17 protein-coding genes are annotated in these 20,534 nt (G+C 70.5%); 6 read left to right on the plus strand and 11 right to left on the minus strand.

What is annotated here, in order from left to right:
- The first annotated feature begins 151 nt into the window (after nt 1-151).
- On the plus strand, nt 152-880 hold the full coding sequence (locus ACQHII_RS45550) for a hypothetical protein (RefSeq protein ID WP_427924808.1): 729 nt from the start codon (nt 152-154) through the stop codon (nt 878-880).
- Here ACQHII_RS45550 and ACQHII_RS45555 read toward each other — a convergent pair.
- The 6 genes from ACQHII_RS45555 to ACQHII_RS45580 all read right to left on the minus strand — a co-directional run bounded on the left by ACQHII_RS45555 (nt 846) and on the right by ACQHII_RS45580 (nt 7,178).
- Nucleotides 846-1,379 (minus strand): TerD family protein, encoded by a 534-nt coding sequence (locus ACQHII_RS45555; protein ID WP_427924809.1) that lies wholly within the window; start codon nt 1,377-1,379, stop codon nt 846-848. The genes ACQHII_RS45550 and ACQHII_RS45555 overlap by 35 nt on opposite strands.
- 110 nt (nt 1,380-1,489) lie before the next feature.
- A complete protein-coding gene (locus ACQHII_RS45560) occupies nt 1,490-2,551 on the minus strand; it encodes a M20/M25/M40 family metallo-hydrolase (protein WP_427925548.1) in 1,062 nt (353 codons plus the stop codon).
- A 146-nt stretch (nt 2,552-2,697) separates the two neighbouring features.
- Nucleotides 2,698-4,143 (minus strand): argininosuccinate synthase, encoded by a 1,446-nt coding sequence (gene argG / locus ACQHII_RS45565; protein WP_427924810.1) that lies wholly within the window; start codon nt 4,141-4,143, stop codon nt 2,698-2,700.
- Nucleotides 4,144-4,256: 113 nt separating this feature from the next.
- Complete coding sequence (locus ACQHII_RS45570) at nt 4,257-5,258, minus strand: ABC transporter substrate-binding protein (RefSeq protein WP_427924811.1); 1,002 nt, start codon at nt 5,256-5,258, stop codon at nt 4,257-4,259.
- A gap of 52 nt (nt 5,259-5,310) precedes the next feature.
- Nucleotides 5,311-6,372 (minus strand): ABC transporter permease, encoded by a 1,062-nt coding sequence (locus ACQHII_RS45575; protein WP_427924812.1) that lies wholly within the window; start codon nt 6,370-6,372, stop codon nt 5,311-5,313.
- Nucleotides 6,369-7,178, minus strand: coding sequence for an ATP-binding cassette domain-containing protein (locus tag ACQHII_RS45580; protein WP_427924813.1), 810 nt, complete (start codon nt 7,176-7,178; stop codon nt 6,369-6,371). The genes ACQHII_RS45575 and ACQHII_RS45580 overlap by 4 nt, the downstream gene beginning before the upstream one ends.
- Before the next feature lie 164 nt (nt 7,179-7,342).
- Between ACQHII_RS45580 and ACQHII_RS45585 the strand changes: the two genes are divergently transcribed.
- Nucleotides 7,343-8,350 (plus strand): LacI family DNA-binding transcriptional regulator, encoded by a 1,008-nt coding sequence (locus ACQHII_RS45585; protein ID WP_427925549.1) that lies wholly within the window; start codon nt 7,343-7,345, stop codon nt 8,348-8,350.
- Between the two features lie 417 nt (nt 8,351-8,767).
- Here ACQHII_RS45585 and ACQHII_RS45590 read toward each other — a convergent pair whose 3' ends face one another.
- A complete protein-coding gene (locus ACQHII_RS45590; protein ID WP_019056094.1) occupies nt 8,768-8,983 on the minus strand; it encodes a DUF4177 domain-containing protein in 216 nt (71 codons plus the stop codon).
- Between the two features lie 271 nt (nt 8,984-9,254).
- On the opposite strand from ACQHII_RS45590, the gene ACQHII_RS45595 reads away from it, so the two are divergent.
- Both ACQHII_RS45595 and ACQHII_RS45600 read left to right on the plus strand, forming a co-directional pair.
- The gene (locus tag ACQHII_RS45595) at nt 9,255-9,920 is read left to right on the plus strand and encodes a DUF6629 family protein (protein WP_427925550.1); all 666 of its coding nucleotides are present in this window, start codon (nt 9,255-9,257) and stop codon (nt 9,918-9,920) included.
- A gap of 92 nt (nt 9,921-10,012) precedes the next feature.
- Nucleotides 10,013-10,279 carry a DUF6959 family protein gene (locus tag ACQHII_RS45600; protein WP_427924814.1) on the plus strand — a complete coding sequence of 89 codons (267 nt, stop codon included), beginning with the start codon at nt 10,013-10,015 and terminating at the stop codon, nt 10,277-10,279.
- Nucleotides 10,280-10,290: 11 nt separating this feature from the next.
- Here the strand turns inward: ACQHII_RS45600 and ACQHII_RS45605 are convergent, their stop codons facing one another.
- Both ACQHII_RS45605 and ACQHII_RS45610 read right to left on the minus strand, forming a co-directional pair.
- Entirely contained in the window at nt 10,291-11,760 is a 1,470-nt protein-coding gene (locus ACQHII_RS45605; protein ID WP_427924815.1) for an arabinose isomerase, read from the minus strand.
- A 32-nt stretch (nt 11,761-11,792) separates the two neighbouring features.
- Nucleotides 11,793-13,085, minus strand: coding sequence for an MFS transporter (locus ACQHII_RS45610; RefSeq protein ID WP_427924816.1), 1,293 nt, complete (start codon nt 13,083-13,085; stop codon nt 11,793-11,795).
- A 219-nt stretch (nt 13,086-13,304) separates the two neighbouring features.
- On the opposite strand from ACQHII_RS45610, the gene ACQHII_RS45615 reads away from it, so the two are divergent.
- A complete protein-coding gene (locus ACQHII_RS45615) occupies nt 13,305-17,258 on the plus strand; it encodes a glycosyl hydrolase (protein ID WP_427924817.1) in 3,954 nt (1,317 codons plus the stop codon).
- On the opposite strand, the gene ACQHII_RS45620 is transcribed toward ACQHII_RS45615, so the two are convergent.
- On the minus strand, nt 17,241-18,266 hold the full coding sequence (locus tag ACQHII_RS45620; RefSeq protein ID WP_427924818.1) for a LacI family DNA-binding transcriptional regulator: 1,026 nt from the start codon (nt 18,264-18,266) through the stop codon (nt 17,241-17,243). The two genes, ACQHII_RS45615 and ACQHII_RS45620, sit on opposite strands and share 18 nt — an antisense overlap.
- 186 nt (nt 18,267-18,452) lie before the next feature.
- On the opposite strand from ACQHII_RS45620, the gene ACQHII_RS45625 reads away from it, so the two are divergent.
- A complete protein-coding gene (locus ACQHII_RS45625; protein WP_427924819.1) occupies nt 18,453-19,274 on the plus strand; it encodes a TetR/AcrR family transcriptional regulator in 822 nt (273 codons plus the stop codon).
- Between the two features lie 267 nt (nt 19,275-19,541).
- Here the strand turns inward: ACQHII_RS45625 and ACQHII_RS45630 are convergent, their stop codons facing one another.
- Entirely contained in the window at nt 19,542-20,396 is an 855-nt protein-coding gene (locus tag ACQHII_RS45630) for a chitosanase (protein WP_427924820.1), read from the minus strand.
- Nucleotides 20,397-20,534: the final 138 nt, after the last annotated feature.

Below are 20,534 nucleotides of genomic sequence, written 5' to 3' on the forward strand. Positions count from 1 at the left end.
CGGGAACACTTCCCACTCTTCAATATCAGCCCCATGTGTACCGTCCGCGAGCCGCAACACCACTCCGGCCCGAACCGAGACACACCTGACCCCGTCAGGGGGCTAGATTCCGATCCGTGTGTTCGTCCGAGGGTGGGGGAGTGGGGAGAGCGTGTTCATCTGGCGCACACTGCGGGGTGAATGGCAGGGCATCGTCGTCGATCCCGTACGACAGCTGCTGCGGCGCGGACTGCCGGGTATGTCCCTGGCGTTCGTGGCAGCCTTCGGTGTCATCTTCTTCCATGCGCTGGCACAGCGGCCTGGCGGCGCGTCGATCGTCCGGGACATCGGCGGCGTCCAGGGCGACCTGCCGCTGTGGCTCGCCCTGCTGCGTACCCCGATATCGCTGTACGTGCCTGCCCTGGACCTGCCCGTGTGGGCCGGCATCACCCAGCTGTTCCTGGCGTTCGCGCTCGCCGAACTGGCCCTCGGCCGGGTCCGCACCCTGGTCGTCGCCTACGCGACCACCCTGGCCGGCACCCTCACCGTGCGCCTCATGCTCCTGATCGGGCCCGGCTGCGGGGGCATCGGCCTGCGGCCCGAGATCGGGCACGTCCTCGACACCGGGCCGTCCGCGGCGGTCGTAGGACTCTTCACCTATCTCGCCGTCGTCCGCCGTGCGCCCGTCGTGTTCGTCCTCACCGGCGGGTCCATGGTGTGGGAGTCGATCGTGAAGCCCAACCTGGCGGGCCGCGAGCACCTGGTGGCGGTGGGCACCGCCATCGTCCTCGGCGTGGTCCACGAACTTCGCCACAGGCGCCCGACCGCCGCTACCCTGCTCCCGCAGTTCAAAGCGGACCGGCCGGTCAGGCCTGAGGCACGCTGCCCATCTCCGCACTGAAGCCGAGCGGCTCGCTGTCGAACCCGCGCACCATCGGGCGGAACTCCCAGTCCCCGGAGGCGTCCTTGGTGAACTCCCCGACGGTCGCCGCGGTGGACCCGCCCACCTTGGTGAAGTCGTCCGACAGCAGCTCCTTGTACCCCTCCACGACCAGGGCTCTGGCGTGCGACAGGTCGCTGAAGGTCCGCGTCCCGCCGTTCTGATGGATGGCCACTCCGACGACCACCCGCCCGAAGGACGCGGCCAGGCGGTCGAGTTCCAGCACCATCACCTCGATGTCGCCGTACCCCTGACCGGTCTCGCTGTGCCAGCTCATGTTGATGGTGCCGTCCGGCGAGCGGTTCTCGGAGTTGACGACGTATACCGGACGTCCGTGCGGGGCGGCGGCCGTGTAGGTCGCCGCGATGATGTCCAGCCGGCACGGCCGGCTGCCCCAGGGACTCGGATCCCAGCGGAGCCGTACCTCGACCTTGCCCGCCACCTTGCTGATGCTGCTCACCGGATGCCGCTCTCCCGATTCAGGCCAGGACGGGACAATCCCCCGTATGGTCAAGTATGGCTCTTCACCGGTCGGTTGATGCCGTCCGGGCGGTCCTGACATGCCCGGGATCAAACACTCCGGATCGCGTCCACCAGTCCGGCGACGAGACGGGCCCGCTCGGACATCGACGCGACGACCAGGTACTCGTGATCGGCGTGCGCCCCGCCCCCGACCGCGCCGAGGCCGTCGAGTGTCGGCACTCCCAGCGCGGCCGTGAAGTTGCCGTCGCTGCCACCGCCGACCGCCCTGCCCTCGAGACCGGGGAGCAGCCGTTGCGCCACCGCGAACAGCCCGGCCGCCGCCGACTCGGGCATCGGCGGCCGGCCGACACTTCCCCGTACGGTGATCACGGCCTCGTCGATCTGTGGGGTGAGGGTGGCGAACGCGGACTCGATCCGCTCCTTCTCCTCGGGCGACTCGACCCGGACGTCCACGACGACGGTCGCCGCCGCCGGTACGACGTTGTCCAGCGTGCCCGCCGAGGCGACGGTCGGGGTGACCGTCGTACCGACCTCGGGCCGCCCCAACTCCGCGATGGCCAGCACCTGGTGGGCCGCCTCGACCAGCGCGTTCACTCCGGCGGCGGGCTCAAGGCCCGCGTGCGAGGCCCGGCCAGTGACGGACACCTCGAAGGTGCCGCAGCCCTTGCGGCCGGTCTTGACGCCCCCGCCGTCGGCGGCGCCCTCGACCACCAGCACGGCACCGCAGGCGAGGGCGCGTTCCTCGATGAGGGCCCGGGAGGCGTGGGAGCCGACCTCCTCGTCGGCGGTCACCAGGATCTCGACGCCCGAGAGGTCGTCGAGCGACGCCAGCCCGTGAATCGCCTGCACCAGACCGCCGAGCATGTCGAAGACACCGGGTCCGGTCGCCCGGCCGTCCTCGACCAGGAAGGGGCGGCGCGCGAGGGTGCCCAGCGGGAACACCGTGTCGTGGTGACCGAGGATCAGCACGCGGGGTGTGCCACCGCCGGACCAGTTGACGTGCGGGCCGCCCGCGCTGTCGACGAGTACGGCCTTCCCGCCGAGTCGGCCCTCGATGACGGAGGCCACGGTTTCCGCCGACTTCCCCAGGGCGTCCAGGTCGCGGGAGGGGGACTCGACCTCGACGAGGGTCCGGAGGTCATCGATCATCGCGTCGACACTCGGGCCGACCGTCTCGCTTGTGGTCACGAGGGAAGGGTACGCGGGCCGCTGTCCGCACCCCGACCGACGAAGGGCCGGCCCGACGGCGAACGCGTCGAACCGGCCCAACGGCGCTACTGATCCCCGGAGTTCGGTCAGTCCGTGCCGGACTCCATCGCGGCGCGGTCCAGCAGTGCCTCGTCCTCGGAGACCTCGCCGCGGGACGCGATGGCCTCGGCGCCGCCCTCCGGCATGCTGCCGATGAGACCGGTCGCGGCGGCCTGCGCGGCACCGATCGCCGCGTTGCCGCTGCCGATCAGACCGAGCACGGCGTACTGCTCCAGCTTGGCGCGGGAGTCGGCGATGTCGAGGTTGCGCATGGTCAGCTGGCCGATGCGGTCGACCGGGCCGAACGCCGAGTCCTCGGTGCGCTCCATGGAGAGCTTGTCCGGGTGGTAGCTGAACGCCGGGCCCGAGGTGTCGAGCAGCGAGTAGTCCTCGCCGCGCCGCAGCCGCAGGGTGACCTCACCGGTGATCGCCGAGCCGACCCAGCGCTGGAGGGACTCCCGGACCATCAGGGCCTGCGGGTCCAGCCAGCGGCCCTCGTACATCAGGCGACCGAGACGCCGGCCCTCGTTGTGGTACTGGGCGACGGTGTCCTCGTTGTGGATCGCGTTCACGAGCCGCTCGTAGGCCGCGTGCAGCAGGGCCATGCCGGGCGCCTCGTAGATACCGCGGCTCTTCGCCTCGATGATCCGGTTCTCGATCTGGTCCGACATGCCCAGGCCGTGCCGGCCGCCGATGGCGTTGGCCTCCATCACCAGGTCGACGGGGGAGGCGAACTCCTTGCCGTTGATGGTCACCGGGCGGCCCTGGTCGAAGCCGATCGTCACGTCCTCGGTGGCGATCTCGACCGACGGGTCCCAGAAGCGGACGCCCATGATCGGCTCCACGGTCTCCACGCCGGTGTCCAGGTGCTCCAGCGTCTTGGCCTCGTGGGTGGCGCCCCAGATGTTGGCGTCGGTGGAGTACGCCTTCTCCGTGCTGTCCCGGTACGGCAGCTGGTGCGCGACCAGCCACTCCGACATCTCCTTGCGGCCGCCGAGCTCGGTCACGAAGTCCGCGTCCAGCCAGGGCTTGTAGATCCGCAGATGCGGGTTGGCGAGCAGGCCGTAGCGGTAGAACCGCTCGATGTCGTTGCCCTTGAAGGTCGAGCCGTCGCCCCAGATCTGGACGTCGTCCTCCAGCATCGCCCGGACCAGCAGGGTGCCGGTGACGGCACGGCCCAGCGGGGTGGTGTTGAAATAGGCGCGCCCGCCGGAGCGGATGTGGAACGCCCCGCAGGTCAGCGCGGCCAGACCTTCCTCGACCAGCGCCGCACGGCAGTCGACCAGACGCGCGATCTCGGCGCCGTAGGCCTGCGCGCGGCCGGGCACCGAGGCGATGTCGGGCTCGTCGTACTGGCCGATGTCGGCGGTGTAGGTGCAGGGGACGGCACCCTTGTCGCGCATCCAGGCGACCGCGACCGAGGTGTCGAGTCCGCCCGAGAAGGCGATGCCGACGCGCTCGCCGGTGGGGAGGGAGGTGAGGACCTTAGACATAGGAAGATTATGCACGCTCGCGCATGGTCATGCAAAGTCCCTCTGTTGGAGCAGTTCCGCCGGGCGCCCCGGAAGCGGTGGGGTGCCCGGCGGAACGGGCCGTCGCGGAGCGGTCAGCAGCCCGCCTTGTAGAAGTACTTGCTGATCTCGGGCTGGTCCATGTTCGCCTTGGTGATGGCGACCATGTTGGTGCCGATCGACTTCTGGACCGACTTGCCCTCGAAGGCCGCGGCGAGCTGGTCCACGGCCTCCTTGCCGATCGCCGCGGGGTCCTGCGCGACCAGCACCTGGAGGGTGCCCGCCTTGAGGGAGGCGACCTCGTCCGGCTCGGCGTCGAACGCGGCGACCTTCACCGTGCCCTGCTTGCCGGCCTGCTTGAGACCGGTGGCTATGCCGGTACCGGTGTTGGTGTTGCCCGCGAAGACACCGCCGAGGTCGGGGTGGGCCGCCAGCGTCGACTGGATCTGGGAGGCGGCGGTGGCCGGGAGGTCGTTGTCGTAGAGCGTGGGCAGCATCTTGATGTTCGGGTACTTCTTCATCTCCTCGGTGAAGCCCTTGATGCGGGCGTCCGTCGTGGAGACGCCGGGCTTGACGCTGATGACGATCGCCGAGCCCTTCTCGTTCATCAGCTTGGCGAGCGCGTCGGCCGCCACCCGGCCGCCCTTCTCGTTGTCCGACGAGATCCGGGTGATGCCGATGGAGGGATCGGTGACCGTGGTGTCGACGAGGGCGACCTTCGTCCCGGCCGACTGGATCTGCTTGAGCGACGGGGTGAGCGCGCTGACGTCGACCGGCGAGATCAGCAGCCCGTCGGGGCGGGAGGCCGCCACCGAGTCGAGGAGGGGCCGCTGCACCGACACGTCCCACTGCGCGGAACCGTCCGCCGAGAAGTCCATGCCCTTGGCCTTGGCCTCGGTCTGCGCCGCACAGGTCATGGTGATGTAGAAGGGGTCGCTCTTCACGCCGGTGATCAGCCGGACCTTCTTCCCGGAGGCACCCCCCTTCGACCCCGAACCGCCGCCGTCGCTCGACGAGCTGCAGGCGGCGGCGCCGGTCAGGACCAGCACGGTGCCCGCGGCGACCAGTACTTTGCGCGTGATGCGAATGCTCGACATAAGGCTGTCCTCCAGGGTCGTACGAGGGTTGGGGCGAAGGTCGGGGAGGGGGTCACGCACGCTCTCGGGTCTTCCTGCGCATCTGGTCGATGTAGACGGCCGCGACCAGGACGACACCGACGGCGACGTCCTGCCAGTACTGCTGCACGCCGATGACGATCAGCCCGGTCGTCAGCACGGCGGGGATGAACACACCGATCACCGTGCCGAGTACGGAACCCCGCCCGCCGAACAGGCTGGTACCGCCCAGGACCACCGCGGTGATCACCTTCAGGTTGTCGGTGGAGTGCCCGGCGATGGACGTCGTCCCGTACGACGCCAGCCACATCACCGCGCCGAGACCGGCCAGCAGGCCCATCAGGCCGTACACCATGATCAGATGGCGGCCCACCGGAATGCCCGCGCGCCGGACGGCGGTCGGGTTGGAGCCGATCGCCAGGGTGTGGCTGCCGAACCTCGTGGCACCGAGCACCGCGCCGAACAGGGCGGTGACCGCCGCGGCCAGGATCACCATCCACGGGATGCCGGCCAACTTGCCGAAGCCCAGGCTGTTCTGGAGGTGGGTCGCGGCGGCACCGGCCGGGTCCTGGCCGCCGGTGGCGAGTTCGGCGATGCCCAGCGCCGCGCCCAGACCGCCCAGGGTCACGATCAGCGGCGGCACCTTACCGGTCGCCACCACCGCCCCCTGCAACGCGCCCCAACCCGCGCCCACCGCAAGGGCGATGACGACACAGACGGCGACCGTGCCCCAGCTGGAGGCGGGTCCGCCGTGGTGGATGTTGTACTCGCCCGCCGCGACCGCCGCCAGCACCAGCACCGAGCCGATCGACAGGTCGATGCCCGCAGTGATGATCACGAACGTCATGCCGACACCGAGCACCAGATAGATGGCCGCGTTCACGGCGATCTGGGTGAGGTCGTACTGCGTGAAGAACTTGCCCGGCGCCGCGATGGTGAAGAACGCGACCAGCGCGACGAGGATCACGAAGGTCCACAACTCGCTGATGCCGGCGGCCCGTCGCAGCCACGGGGGTATCGCGAACCGTCCGCCGTCGGACGGGGGCGCGTCCGGCGCCTTGGCCGCCGGCTTGATGTCCTGGCTGTTGGCGCTCATCGGCCGTCCTCCGCTTCGGTCGCGCCGTGGTTCCCGTTCTGCGCGGGCTCGTCCAGCGATCCGGTCATGGCGCCGACGAGCTTCTCGATCGTGGCGTCGGCCGCGGTGAACGAGGCGACCCGGCGGCCGAGGCGCAGCACCTCGACGCGGTCGGCGACCGACAGCACCTCGGGCATGTTGTGGCTGATGAGGACGACGCAGATGCCCCGGTCGGCGACCCTGCGGACGGTCTCCAGGACCCGGGCGCGCTGGACGACGCCCAGGGCGGCGGTCGGCTCGTCCATGAAGATGACCTTGTTGGCGAAGGCGACCGCGCGGGCGACGGCCACGGACTGCCGCTGCCCTCCCGACAACGTTGTCACAGGAGCCGTCACATCTTTCAGTTCGACTCCCAGTTCACCGAAGGCCGCGATCGCCTCCCGCCGCATCGTGGGCCGGTCGAGTACGCCCAGGCGGCCGAGCAGACCCCCGCGGACGAGTTCCCTGCCGAGGTAGAGATTGGCCGCCGCGTCCAGATCGGGCGCCAGCGAAAGATCCTGGTAGACGGTCTCGACTCCGTGCCGTTGCGCGTCCATCGGCCCCGTGAACCGGACCGGCACCCCCTCCAGGCGCACCTCGCCCTCGTCCGGCGTGAGCACACCGGAAAGTACGTTCACCAGCGTCGACTTGCCGGCACCGTTGTCACCGATCAGTGCGACGACCTCACCGGCGTACGCCGTGAAGTCGGCACCCTGGAGCGCCTGGACATGGCCGAAACGCTTGACCACACCATGCGCCGCGAGAAGTGGTTCCCTTGCAGAGGCCATGCTGTGCTTTCTGGTTGGTATCGTTAACAGTTCGTCGATTCTGGGAGGCCCATGAGTGGGCGTCAAGAGTCGCGACGGACACGGTTCGGGCGCATGTCATCGGCCTGTCGGCCTCGTTGCGCGCGACGAGATCTGGAGGACGCGGCGTGGCCAGTCGTCCCAGGATGAAAGACGTGGCCGCGGAAGCGGGCGTGAGCGTGATGACGGTGTCCCGGGTGGTCAACGGCGAGGCGGGCGTGGCGCCCCGCACCGCCGCCCGCGTCGAGGCCGCGGTCCGCAAGCTGGGGTATCAACGCGACGACGTGGCACGGCAGTTGCGCCGTACGGACCAGTTGAGCCAGACCATCGGACTGATGGTGGACAACGTTGCCGACCCCTTCATGGCCGCCGTCGCCTCGGCCATCGAGGACATCGCCCACCGGCGCGGCAACATGGTCCTCATCGGCTCCAGCCGCGCCGACCCGCACCGCGAACGGGAGGTCGTCGCGGCCTTCACCGCCCGCCGCGTCGACGGTCTGATCCTCACCCCGGCCGCGGGCAGCCACCGCTTTCTGCGCGCGGCGCAGGCACGCGGCACGAAGATCGTGTGCGTGGACAGGGCGGCACCGGGCCTGGACGTGGACACCGTCGTGGTGGACAACTTCGGCGCGGTGGAACAGGCCGTACGCCATCTCGTCGCACACGGCCACCGCCGGATCGGCTACCTCGGCGACCGACGGGAGATCTGGACCTTCGGCGAACGCCACCGCGGCTATCTGGCGGCCCTGAGCGCCGCGGGCATCGACGCCGACCCGGCACTCGTCCGGCACGGACTCGGCTCCGGCGCGGACGCCGCCCGGGCCGTCACCGCGATCCTCTCCGCGCCCGAACCGCCCACGGCCGTGCTCGCGGGCAACGAGATCCTCGCGCTGGGCGCGCTGCCGGTGCTGCCCGCCGGCGTCGCGTTCATCGCCTTCGACGACTTCGCGCTGGCCGCGCAGCTGACCCCGCCGGTCACCGTCATCGCACAGGACCCGGTCGCCCTCGCGACGAGCGCCGCGCATCTGCTGTTCGCCCGCATCCACGGGGACACGTCGCCGCCGCGGCGGGTGGTGATGCCGACGGAATTGATTCCGCGTGGGTCGGGGGAGATTCCGGGGCCCGGCGGGCTGCTGCCGGTTTCTCGGGGCTGACGACTGTCGGCCTGCGCCGCGCACGGAGTCGGCTGCCGCGCGGGGCCGGTCCGGCGGCGCGTGCTGCGGATGCGGGGCGCCTGGCACGCCCTGCTCCGTGGGGGCCGCGGATCTGCTGTCCGCTCGCGTCCGTGGGGACGCGTCACTGTTGCCGGGGGGATGCCGGCGGAGTTGATTTCGCGTGAGTCGGGGGAGATTCCGAGGCCCGCCGAGTCGCTTCCGGTTCCTGGCCGCTGACGACTCCCTGCCTGCGCCCCGCGCACGCGGGACCCCCGTCAGGTGTACGGCGTCGGCGGCCGTGCAGGGCCTCTCCGGCGAGTCAGGCCGTAGACGCGGGCCCGGCACGTCCTTCTCCGCTTCGCGGCTGGACGCGCCGAACCCCGCTCACCGGTACCGGTCGGTCGCCGTTTCCAGGCGCTACGCGCGGGGCCGCTCGAAGGTGAGGAGCAGGCCCTCGACCGCGCCGGGGCCTATGCGGCCCTTGACGTCGGCGGCGGTGATGGCCTTCAGGCCCCAGCCGTCCTCGGCGTGCTTGTTCAGGACCTTCTCCAGCTTGTCGCTGTCCAGCGCGTCGCCGATCAGCGACTCCCGGAAGCTGACGACCTTGTACTCGAACGTGTAGGCGTTGCTCATGACTGCGATGTCCTCCTGTGCGTGCGCACGGTGTGCGGCGGGCGGGGTCAGCCAATCACGGGAGGAGGCTCGCGCGCAGGCCGGGGGTGGTTTCGGGGCACGTCCGTCAACTGGGCCGGGGGACAGGTGCGTTGAGCGGGCGGGGGGAAGAAAGGGACCCTGCGGGTATGTCATCACGGTGTGCTGTGGCCGTCGTGTCACCCGGGACGGGGCGGGGTGGAGACGTAGCGTGACGGCGCAGGCGGACGCGGACCGATCACGTGGGGGAGCGATGTGCTGGAGTGCGAAGGCCGATCTCGTCGCGGGCGCGGGCGTCCTCGCCGTGGGGGTGGCCTGTGTGGCCCGTACCCGTCGGCCGGCCGATCTGCCGATGGCCGCGCTGCCGTGGCTGCTCGGTGTCCACCAGATCGTCGAGTCGCTGGTGTGGGCCGCCGGCGGAGGCACCGGCGCCGCCACCGTCACCTGGGCCGTCATCGCCCTGCCGCTGCTGGCGGTGTGGGTACCGGCGGGGGTGTGGTGCGCCGCGCCACCACAGGCCCGGCCCCGGATCGCCGTACTGCTGGCGATCGGGGCGGCGACGGCCGCGGCACTCGCCTACGCCCTCGTCGCGCACCCGGTGACGTCCGAGATCCGCGGCCACACCGTCGGGTACGTCGTCGACCTCGCCCATCCCCAACTGGTCATCGCCGGCTACCTCGTGGCGACGGTCGGTTCGCTGCTGCTGTCCGGTGACCGCGGGCTGCTGGTGCTGGGGATCCTGGTCACGGTCGGCGCGCTCGTCTGCTGGACGCTGTGGGAGCTGGAGTTCGTCTCGACCTGGTGCGCGGTCGCCGCGGTGTCCTCGGTGGTCCTGTTCTTCTGGGTGCGCGGCCGGGACGGGCAGCCGGGCAAGCGACCGTACGCCGGTGTGGCGGGCGGCGGATCCGCGCGACCGTGACGAGGAGGACGGAGTGCGAGATCGGAGGAGCCCAACATGACCTGCGTACAACTTCGTTGATGTCGGGCGGTGCGGTCGGGTTGGATGGCGCCATGGAACGCGTTGACGTAGAGCTGTTCACCGACGGTGGGAACGACGCCGTGGTCCGTCTGCCCGGGCGCCGGTTTCCCGGTGTGCTGATCCAGGGCGACTCCCTGCACATACTCCGCAGCGATGTGGCCGAGGTGGTGGAGGCCTGCGAGCGCGGCGACCTCGCCGAGGCGGGGGAGTCCGCGGGGCTGCTGCTGGCCGGCCTCGACGCGCTGCTCACGCGCTACTCCGTGGCGTTGGCGAACCACAGCATCCGGGCGCCCTACTGACCCGGCCGCGCTCACACCTCCCGGTGCTCGATGCCCAGCAGGCTCGCGGCGGCGCGGAAGTCGGCCGAGTGGTGGCCGAGCGCGAGGGACCAGTGGTGGCCGACGCCCGTGGCGCTCCACGCGTCGACCCACTCGCCGGGATCGCGGCCGAAGTCGACCCGGCTGGTGGTGTTGCCGATCGCCAGCAGCGGTCCGGGTACGACACTGCCCTCGGACGTGATGAACGACAGGCTGCCGTCGGCGTCCTGCCCCAGGCCGAGCAGGGTCACGGGACCGTTCCGGACATCGAACTCCACGCTGACGCCCCAGCCCCGCTTGCCGTGAAAGACGCCCAGGCCGCGCAGCAGCGGCTCACGGGAGCTGACCGCGAGGTGCGCGGGCCCGTCGTGCCCCATCTCCACCACCCCGTCCTCGAAGTCGAGGGCCTGGATCTCGGTGAAGGAGCCCCCGGCGCCGATGCTCTGCGTCGCCAACTGGGCCAGGCTGGTGCGCAGTTCGTACTCACCGGCGGCCGGCACACCCCGGGCGGTGAGCAGGGAGGCACCCAGGATCATGCCGGCGCCGAGCCGTTCGTGCAGTTCGCCGTCGAGACCGCGGTGGTAGTAGGCGAGGGTGTCGAGGCCGAAGTCCTCGACGAGCCGGTCGAGCGCGACCGACACGGTCGCCCCCCACGCGAGGTCCTCGTCGACCACGGTGTCGTCCACGGCGAAGATCCGCCGGGCCAGCGCCGTGCGCTCACGGGTCTCGGCCTCGCTCACCCGCTCCACGCGCTGCCGTAGATCGTCGAACTCCAGCACCTCGACGTGCGAACCGAACGTCGCCGGGAGCAGGGTCAGATCGGTCGACACGTCGAGCATGCCGGGATACAGATGCCCCATCAGACCGTGCCGGGCGTGCCGGAGCGCGGCCCGGACGTGCGCCGCCCGGACCCACTGCTCGATGCGCCGCCAGGCGGACTCCTGGCGCAGCCAGCCCGACACCGACCGGAAGGGGATGCCGGCCCGCCGGAAGACGTTGCCGACCTCGGGCACCGGGCACTGTCCGCAGTAGGCGAGCCAGGCGCCGGTGTCGAAGGAGGCGTGGTCCATCCGCTCGGACGGCTGGAGGTCGATGACCAGGACGGGGGTGTGCGAGCGCTGGGCGATCGGCAGCACCATCGACGAGGTCAGGTAGGTCGTCAGGAACAGCACGATCAAGTCGCAGTCCGCGCGCCGCAGTTGCTCCGCCGCTGCCGCTCCCTCCACCGCGTCGGAGATGAAGCCGACGTCGGTCACCTCCGCGTCCATCCGCTGGAAACGCTCGGCGACGTACGCGGACGACTCCCTCAACTGCGGAAGCAGGGCAGGGAATTGGGGCCAGTAGGCGCCCAGGCCGCCCGCCACGAGTCCGATCCGGGTGCGGCGGCGGGACACCGGGGGGAGCAACTCGCGCAGGACCGCGGCGCGTTCCGTGGTCACGGTCAGGGGGTCGGTCGTGGTCATGCGGGGTGTTCCTTCCGGGTTCCGGTGGGGACTCAGGTCCGGGCCACGCCGAGTCCCTTGACCCGAGCGGCCGTTGCCTCGGGGGAACGCCGGATGAGGGTGTGGATGACGTACACGCCCGCGACCCCCGACGCCGCCATGCAGACAGTTATCGACCAGAGCAGGACGGAGGCGCTGTAGTCCATCAGGGCGGGCGTGACGAACGCGACGCCCGCGAAGACCCCGCGCGACAGGGCGTAGGTGAGGCCCTGCGTGGTGCCGCGGGTGTCCGGGGGCAGCGTCAGCTGCGACCACACCTTGTAACTGGCCTCCCCCGCGAAGGGGTTGGAGATCTGGTACAGCACGAAGAACACGAGCATGCCGACGAGGGCGCCCGCCGTGAGCGAGGCGATGCAGAAGGCGAGCACCTGCACGACCGTGAACACGTAGAAGAGCCGGTCGCGCCAGGCGGTGTCGGCGAGCCGGACGAAGACGAACGTCAGCACCAGCGCGATGGGCAGGAACGCCAGATTGATCCCGGTGGCCAGGCTCTGCGAGGCGCCGCTCACCGTCACCAGCAGGTAGGTGCCGAACTGGCCGAAGGTGTTGGCGCCGATGCCCCAGGTGACGTAGTAGACGAAGGTCGCGACCATCGGCACCAGTGCGGCGCGGTTGCAGATGTTCTTCAGCTCGATGCCGCGCGGCACGGCCTGTTGCGGCACCTCCTCCTCGGCCGGCTCGTCGGGCAGTTCCAGCCGGGAGCGGAGCTGCCAGGTGACGAGTGCGGCGACGACCAGATGGCCGGTGATGAACCGCGCCCCGGTCAGGCCCGTGTCGGACAGCAGGTAGCCGAGGAAGATCACGACGACGATGCCCAGCACCCACATGACCTGGGTGAACGACACCAACCGCGCCCGGCCCTCGGGCGGCGCGGCGTCCGAGACCACGGCCAGGGACGTCGGCAGATCGGCACCGGCCGCCAGCCCCGCGACGAGCACGCCGACGAACAGCACGATGTCGTTCGGCGCCAGCGTGATGACGATCGCGCCCACCGCGTAGCAGAGGATGTCGAGGTTGTAGACGCGGCGGCGCCCGAACAGGTCGGCGAGGCGGCCGCCGACGAGGGAGCCGACGGCGATGCAGCCGGTGACGATCGCGCTGATCGCCCCGGCCATCCACACGCCCATGTCATAACTGTCGCGGTAGATCGCCAGGTTGACGGCGATGCTGACGATGAGCGCGGCGTCCAGGTAGGAGGCCATGCCCGAGAGGGCGGCGACCTTCCACAGGTGCTTCGGGATGGGCTGCTCCGGGTGTGCCTGGGCAGCGGGCAGGAATCGGCTCATGGTGCGGCTCCTCGCGGCTCGGGGGCCGGGGTCGCAGTGAATATAGGGTTCGGAAAACGTTCCAACAAGTCCCCTTGCGCCATTCGACGTGAAGAAGTGTCAGCCTTCTTCCCGCTCTCCGCCACCGGTGCCAACATTGCAGGTGGCAGACGACTGAGTCGATGTAAAACGTTTTTGATCCGTGTGGGTGACCGAGCCGTACTCGGAAGGACCGCCGTCGTGATCTCTCCCGCGCTCCAGCAGCTCTTCGACGCCCCGCCCCGGGACTTCGGTCCCACCCCGCTGTGGTGGTGGTCCGGCGCCAAGGTCACCCGCGAGCGGCTCGACTGGCAGCTGCGCAGATTCGCGGACGGCGGCGTCCACAACCTCGTGGTGATCAACCTGGCCCCGGCGGGCCCGAGTTTCGGCGCCCGGACCGACGACCCGCCGTGGTTCGGCGAGGAGTGGTGGGACCGCTTCACCGACACCTGCCGCATCGCCCGGGACATCGGCACCCGCCTGTGGTTCTACGATCAGATCGGCTTCTCCGGCGCCAACGTCCAAGGCGCCGTCACGCGGCGGCACTTGGCAGCCACCGGCCGCGCACTGCGCTCCCGCCGGGCCACCGTCTTGGGCGGCACGGTGGCCGCGCGCGGTGCCGAAACCCTTGTGGGCGCCTACGACTTGACGGGCCGTCGGCTACCCGTGACCGCCCGGGACTCCGGCGCCTTCCGGATCACGGCCGCGAACGGCACGGAGGTACGCCTCGTCGTCGCCGTGCCCACGGCCTTCGACTACCTCTCCCCGCACGCCGGGGAACTGCTGCTGGACGCCGTCCACCGCGAGTACGACCGCCGGGTCCCCGAGTACCTGGGCAACGTCATCGCGGGCAGCTTCCAGGACGAACTGCCCGCCACGAACTCCTGGAGCCCCCGCTTCCCCGAGGAATTCCGCGCCCGCCGCGGCTACGACCTGCTCGATCACCTGCCCGCCCTGTTCGGAGCGGCGGACGCCCGCGCGGCGAAGATCCGCGCCGACTACTACGCCGTCCGCGCCGAACTCACCGAAGAGGCCCTCTTCAAGCCCCTCGCGGCCTGGCACGCGGAACGCGGCATGCTCGTCGGAGCCGACCAGAGCAACCCCGCGCGAGCCGGTTTCCCGGCCCAGTCGACCCAGATCTACACCGACTACTTCCGCACCCACCGCTGGTACGGCGCGGTCGGCAGCGACCACCACGGCGACTCCAAAGTCCACTCCTCTATGGCCCACCTCTACGGCCACGAGCGCGTCTGGATCGAGGCGTTCCACTCCTCCGGCTGGGGCGGCACCCTCGCCGACACCTACGACTGGCTGCTGCCGTTCCTGCGCAGCGGCGCCAACCTGTACAACCCGCACGCCAGTTACTTCGGCACCGCGGGCGGCTGGTTCGAGTGGGCGCCGCCGTCCACCGACTGGCGCCAGCCCTACTGGCAGCAGTACCCGGCGTTCTCCCGCGCGGTCGCCCGCATCTGCTCGATCATGTCCTGGGGCACCTACAGCGCTGACGTCGCGGTCCTGCATCCCACCGCCACCATGCAGGCCCTCCTCCCGCTCGACGCGCCCGTCCACCACTTCGGCGACGGCTGCCTCGGCGACGAGTACACCGATGTCGACGAGACCCAGGAGCACTACCTCGGCCTGTGCGGCACGAACAACTGGCTCGGCCCGCGCGTCGGTTCACTCGACCGCCACCGCATCTCCTACGACGTCATCGACGACGCCTCGGTGCAGCGCGCCACGGTCACCGAAGGCGCCCTGCGCGTAAGGGACTTGGCGTACCGCGCCGTACTGCTGCCTTCGGTCAGCGTCCTGGAGGAGGAGACGGCACACCGGCTGACCCAACTCCTCGACGCGGGCGGCCGGGTGGTGGTCGTGGGCCGCCCGCCCGCGTCCGCCGCCGGACTGGCCGGTGACGACTCCGTCGTCGCGGCGCTGCTGAAACACCCGCGACTGGAGCGGGCGGGCGACGCCGAGGACGGCGCGACTACGGTGGCCGACGCCGCCGGATACGCGACCGGCGAGGTGCCCCTGCTCGTCAGGAGAAAGGGAGTTGAGGCAGTCGCCCTGGTGACGGGCACCTTCCCCGACGCCCGCACGCTGCCGGGGGACGCCAACCACGAGGCGGACCCCGCCCGTTACGCCCGCCACTCGACCGTCACCGTGCACGCCGAGGTCGCCGAGGCCGAGATCTGGAACCCGGCGACCGGCGCCCGACAGCGGGCGGACATTACGGTCCGCGACGGCCGTTCGACCATCGCGGTACCGCTGGAGGGCGCCCCGGCAGTCCTCGTCGTATGGCGCGAAGGCACCCCACGGACACCCCGAACGACCGCACCACCACCGAGCCCGGAGCGGACCACCAACCTCTCGGACGGCTGGGAAGGCCGCCTGGTCCCCACCATGGACAACACCTGGGGCGACCTGGCACTCCTGGCCGGCACGTCCATCGAGGCACCGCAGATCTGGACCACGCACTGGACCGAGACGGACGGCCCCGACACCAACCGGCAACCCACACGGGCGACTTACGGCAACCGGGTCCGCGTCCTGCCTCCGACACCGGCCGCCCGGGCCCCCGAACCGCTGGACGGGCCCGATGTCGAACGGGTCCTCGCCGACGCCCTCCCCCTCACACCCACGGACGAGGACTGGCAGGTCTCGCTGTACTCGTCGAGCCGAGGGATCCCGGAACCGGACGGCCTGCTCGGCAACAAGGGCCTGGTGCCCGAGGAGTTCGTGCGCGTCCCCGTGCCCGGACCCGGGACGGTCGCCAGGGTCCGGGCGATCGTTGAGACGGACCACCGCGGACCCGCCGACCTGCACGTGGGCGCCGCGGCCGTCAAACGGGTGTGGTGGAACGGCGAACTCCTCGACACCGCCACCGGATACCTCACCACCGCACGCGTGACGCTGGAACGGCCCCGCAACGTCCTCGAATACGAACTGGCCGACGCCCAGGACAGACCGCTGCTGATCTCCGGCACCGCGGGCACACCCCTGGGCAGCTACTTCTGCCTGACCCGACCGGACGGATTCACCTCGCGCCCCCAGTTCATGTGCCTGCCCGAGGACGTACGACCGCGGGGCGGGGTGACATATCGAGGCCGTCTGCGTGCCTCCGGAGAGGCGGTACTCGTTGTGGGTGCCGCGGTCGGAGTCACCGTGCTGCTCGACGGGACGGTGGTCGCGCGCCAGGAGAAGGCGGAGTACTACGAGTCCGACTGGGGCGCCGTACCGATGTTCTTCCGCCACCAACTCGCCCTGGACGAGGGCGAACACGTACTGGAGGTGGTGGCCGACGCCGTCCACCCGCGCGAGGCGGTCTTCGTCGACTGCGTGGCCCGCACGGAGGCGGCGGTGAACTCCCTGACCAGCGGAGTCGGTTGGGAGGCCGAGACGGGGGAGTGGCACGGCCGGACCGTCGAACACGGCGGCCGGTGGGGCGAGTTGCAGCACTGCTACGCGGCCGTACGACCGCACCCGTTGCCCGAGACCGAGTGGCTGACCGGTGTGCCGGTGCTCGGCACCGCCGTACTGCCCTTGCGGTCCACCGACACCGTCCGCCCCCGCGCGCAGCGCTTCCGCTTCACCGTGCCGCCGGGCACCGTGGCGCTGGACCTGCCGCTGGAGCTGGCGGCGAGGGTGCGGGTCGGTGACGGTGGCGAGAGGCCGCTCGACGGCGAGACGCTGACGTTGGACCAACCGCCGGCGCGGGCAACGGAGTTGGAGATCGTCACCGAGCCCACCGCGATCCTGCGGGGCGGATCCGCCTGGCGCGGACCGGTGCGCGTCCGTACCGTACCGGCGCGATTCCCGCTGGGGGACTGGCAGTTGCTGGGGCTGGGTGGCTGGAGTGGTGGGGTGACGTACTCGCGCGAGGTGGCGGTGCCGGCCGGGGCGGACCCGGTGCTGGACCTCGGGCGGGTGCGCGGCAGCGTGTCGGTCGCTCTCGACGGGGAGCGCGTCGGCGAGGCGTTCTGTCCGCCGTACCGCTTCCAACTCCCGGGCTCCGCAGGGCGGACGGTCCGTCTGGAGGTGACGGTCAACAACACGCTCGCCCCCTACCTGGCGGAAGCCACCCCCACCGCTTGGGCCTTCCCGTCCCAGCTCCCGTCGGGGCTGATGGGGCCAGTGACGCTACGAACTCCGGTCTGACGGGGGCCGGGTGGAGTCGCGCAGTACGAGGTCGGGGGCGAACACCCTTGTCTCGTGGGCGTGTTCGGCGCGGGCCTCCACCTCGTCGAGCAGCATCCCCACGGCTGCCCGGCCCAGCTCCTCGACCGGCTGTCGTACCGTCGTCAGGGTCGTCCCCACGAAGCTCGCTATGTCGAGGTCGCCGTAGCCGACCACCTGTACTTCCTCCGGTATGCGTACTCCCCGCTCGCCCAGTCCGCGGCAGAGCCCGGCGGCGAGGAAGTCGTTGGTGCAGAAGACACCGTCGGGCAGTCCGTCCAGGCCACGGGCGATCTCCAGGCCGTACGCCACCGTCATCTCGTCGGCGACGATCTGGCGCAGCCGCGCCTCGCGCTGGGTGCGGACGGCCTGGCGGGCGCCCTGGTGGCGGTCCGCGCACTGCACGATCCCGCGTTCGCCGTTCACGACGAGGATGTCGCGTGCTCCGCGGTCCAGGAGGTGCTGTACGGCGATCCGGCCGCCGGCGATGTCGTCGACGGAGACGGAACAGCCGTCCTGGGCCGGCAGTGCGCGGTCCGCGAGCACCAGCGGGATGCCGCGTTCGCGCAGCCGGGTGAGGCGGGTGGGATCGGCGCCGAGCGGGACCACCACCGCACCGACGGCCCGTTGCTCGATCAGCATGGTGAAGTAGCCCTGTTCGCGCTCGGGGTCGTCTCCGCTGTCGCAGAGCACGAGCGAGTAGCCGTGGTCGTAGGCCGCGTCGGCCGCGCCCCGTGCGATGCGTGAGTAGAAGGAGTTGGCCACGTCGGGCAGTACCAGACCGATTGAGGACGAGTGCCCGGTGCGCAGGCCGGCGGCTCCCGGGTGCGGTACGTAGTCGAGGGCGGCGACCGCGTCGCGGACCCGCTCGGCGGTGCGGGCGTTGACCCGCTCCGGCCGGTTCAGGACGTTCGACACCGTGGACACCGAGACTCCCGCGGCGGCCGCGACATCCTGAATTCGGGCGGGGCGAACCGGGATGACGTCCACCCCCCTCGCTCTGACAGCCGCGCGACCAGGCACGACAGGGTCTTCATGGGCGCGGAAAGTCTACCTCGGGGGGTGTTGGAACGTTTTCCGCGGGGTCGGGACGCCGAACGCAGGCCCGCCTGTGATCGACGGGGCTGGCATGGCGGCATGGCTGAGGGTGGTGGGGCTGGTGGGGCTGATGGTCCGGTGGAGGTCGACCGCCCGCTGAGGCGCGATGCCGCCCTCAACAGGGAGAAGATCCTGCGTGCCGCGCGGGAGGTTTTCGGTCAGCACGGGCTGGGGGTCACGCTCGACGACGTGGCTCGGCACGCCGGCGTGGGCGTCGGCACCGTGTACCGGCGCTTCCCCGACAAGGACAGCCTCGTACGGGCCCTTTTCAAGCAGGATCTGGAGATCCGGCAGCAGTCCGCCGAGCGGGCGCTCGCACATCCGGACCCGTGGCAGGGGTTCGTCGATTTCCGCACGGAGATGGGGGCCGATCTCGCCGAGAATCGCAGCCTGTATGAAGTGATCATGTTGGAGAGCCACAGTTCCGAGCCCTTGGAGACCGCGCGGGGCGGCTTGCTCCCCTTTCTGGAGGCCCTGATCCGGCGGGCCCAGGAGAGTGGGGACCTGCGCCCGGAGATCAGGCCCTCCGACATTCCCGTCATGGTCGAGATGCTGAGCGCGGCCAGTCAGTTCACCCAGGGCAGGCGGCCCGACATCTGGCGGCGCTGCATCGAGATCCTGCTCAACGGCGTCCGGCAGCGTCCCGACAACCTTCCTCTGACGACCCCGAGCCTGGGCAACGAGACGGTGGAGCAGGTGATGGGGCTGGTCCGGCCACCCCGACTGAGGAGTAGCAGGTCTGCCGTAGGAACAGCCCTGCCGTCCGTGTCGTCAGGAGGACGGTCCCCAGTCCTCGCGGCCGGGAGTGGCCGAACTCGACGTTGCCAGGGGCAGGTTGACGAATTGAGCAGGGTGCCGTCCTCGCCGTACCAGCTCTCCTGGGTGTCGACCGCGCGCTGACTGCCCAGGAGGATTCCCTCGGCCTGCTTGGTGACCGTTCCGTCCGGCGCGACGATGCTCAGCTTGGCGGAGAGTCCGGTCTCCGGTGTCGTCGACTTGGCGTAGAGGGTGACGTCGAGCAGAGCCGCCTTGGTGAGTGGGGCGCCGCGCGAGACGGCTGCGGCGCCGGAACTCATGACCTCGAGTCCCGGCGCCGCAGCCGTCATGTCGACCCGTTCACGAACGGCCTCGGCCGTTCACTGAGCCTCGACGTGCCGACGGCACAGGTCAGTTGATGTGGTAGCTGTCTCCGTAGACCTTCCAGGACAGTGGCGTGTTGAGGTCGAAGTTGCCGTTGCGGAGGAAGACGCGCTGTTCGGTGTCGACGCGGGTGGTGTCGCTGTGGGCCTCCTCCTGCTTCATGGCCCACACGCGTGCGTCGAGGAAGGCGTTGAGGTACGTCGTCTCGTTGCCGCCCTGGGCCGGCGGCTTGGCCGAACGCAGGGCGCGGGCGCGGATGTTGCGGAAACTGGTGGGGTCGTCGCCGTCGCCGTGCATGACGATGGCGTCGTAGTAGGTGAACTGGCCCAGGGCGCGCAGCCCGTCGGTCTTGCCCTGGCTGACGGCCGGGTTGAAGTACACGCGGTCGCGTTCGTCGTTCTGCGCCTGCTGGAACACCGTGTCCTGTGCCGCGGTGCGCCAGTCCTTCGGGTAGTTCGGGTCGAGGCCGGAGTGCGAGTCGGTGCCGTTGACCGAGCGGAGCGCGGGCAGGTACTTGGCGAGGACGTTGCCGGGCTTGCGGGTCGCGTAGAGCTGGACGAGGTCGAGCATGTCGCCGGTGCCGGAGCAGAAGCCGATGATCCCGGCGGTGTAGCCGCGGCCGTCGCCTATGTCCTCGATGTACTTGTACTGGGCCTTCCAGTCGAGCGAGGAGTTCTCCGCGCTCGACACCAGCTTCATGGCGATCTCCTTCTTCGCCGGGTCGTCGAGGCCGACGGCCCGGACCGCCGGAGCGGCGGCCGAGGCCTGCGGAGTGCGCAGCAGAGGTACTGCCGTGAGCGACACGCCGAGGAGCGCGAGGAGGGTCCGGCGCGAGGGGCTCGCCGGTTCGGGGGTCGCCGAGGCACGGAACGGGTGGACCACTGGAACTCCAAATGGTGGTGGGGGGTCGGGAGTTGGTCTTGCCGCCGAACTGATAGGAAACTTAACTATCAGAGGTTCGGCGAGGACGGCACCCGCCAGGAGCCAAGTTCGTAGATATGAACGAGAGTCGTGTGTCTG

Origin of the sequence: Streptomyces sp. cg40, from assembly GCF_050320165.1 — a bacterium.
Taxonomy (GTDB): Bacteria; Actinomycetota; Actinomycetes; order Streptomycetales; family Streptomycetaceae; genus Streptomyces; species Streptomyces hokutonensis.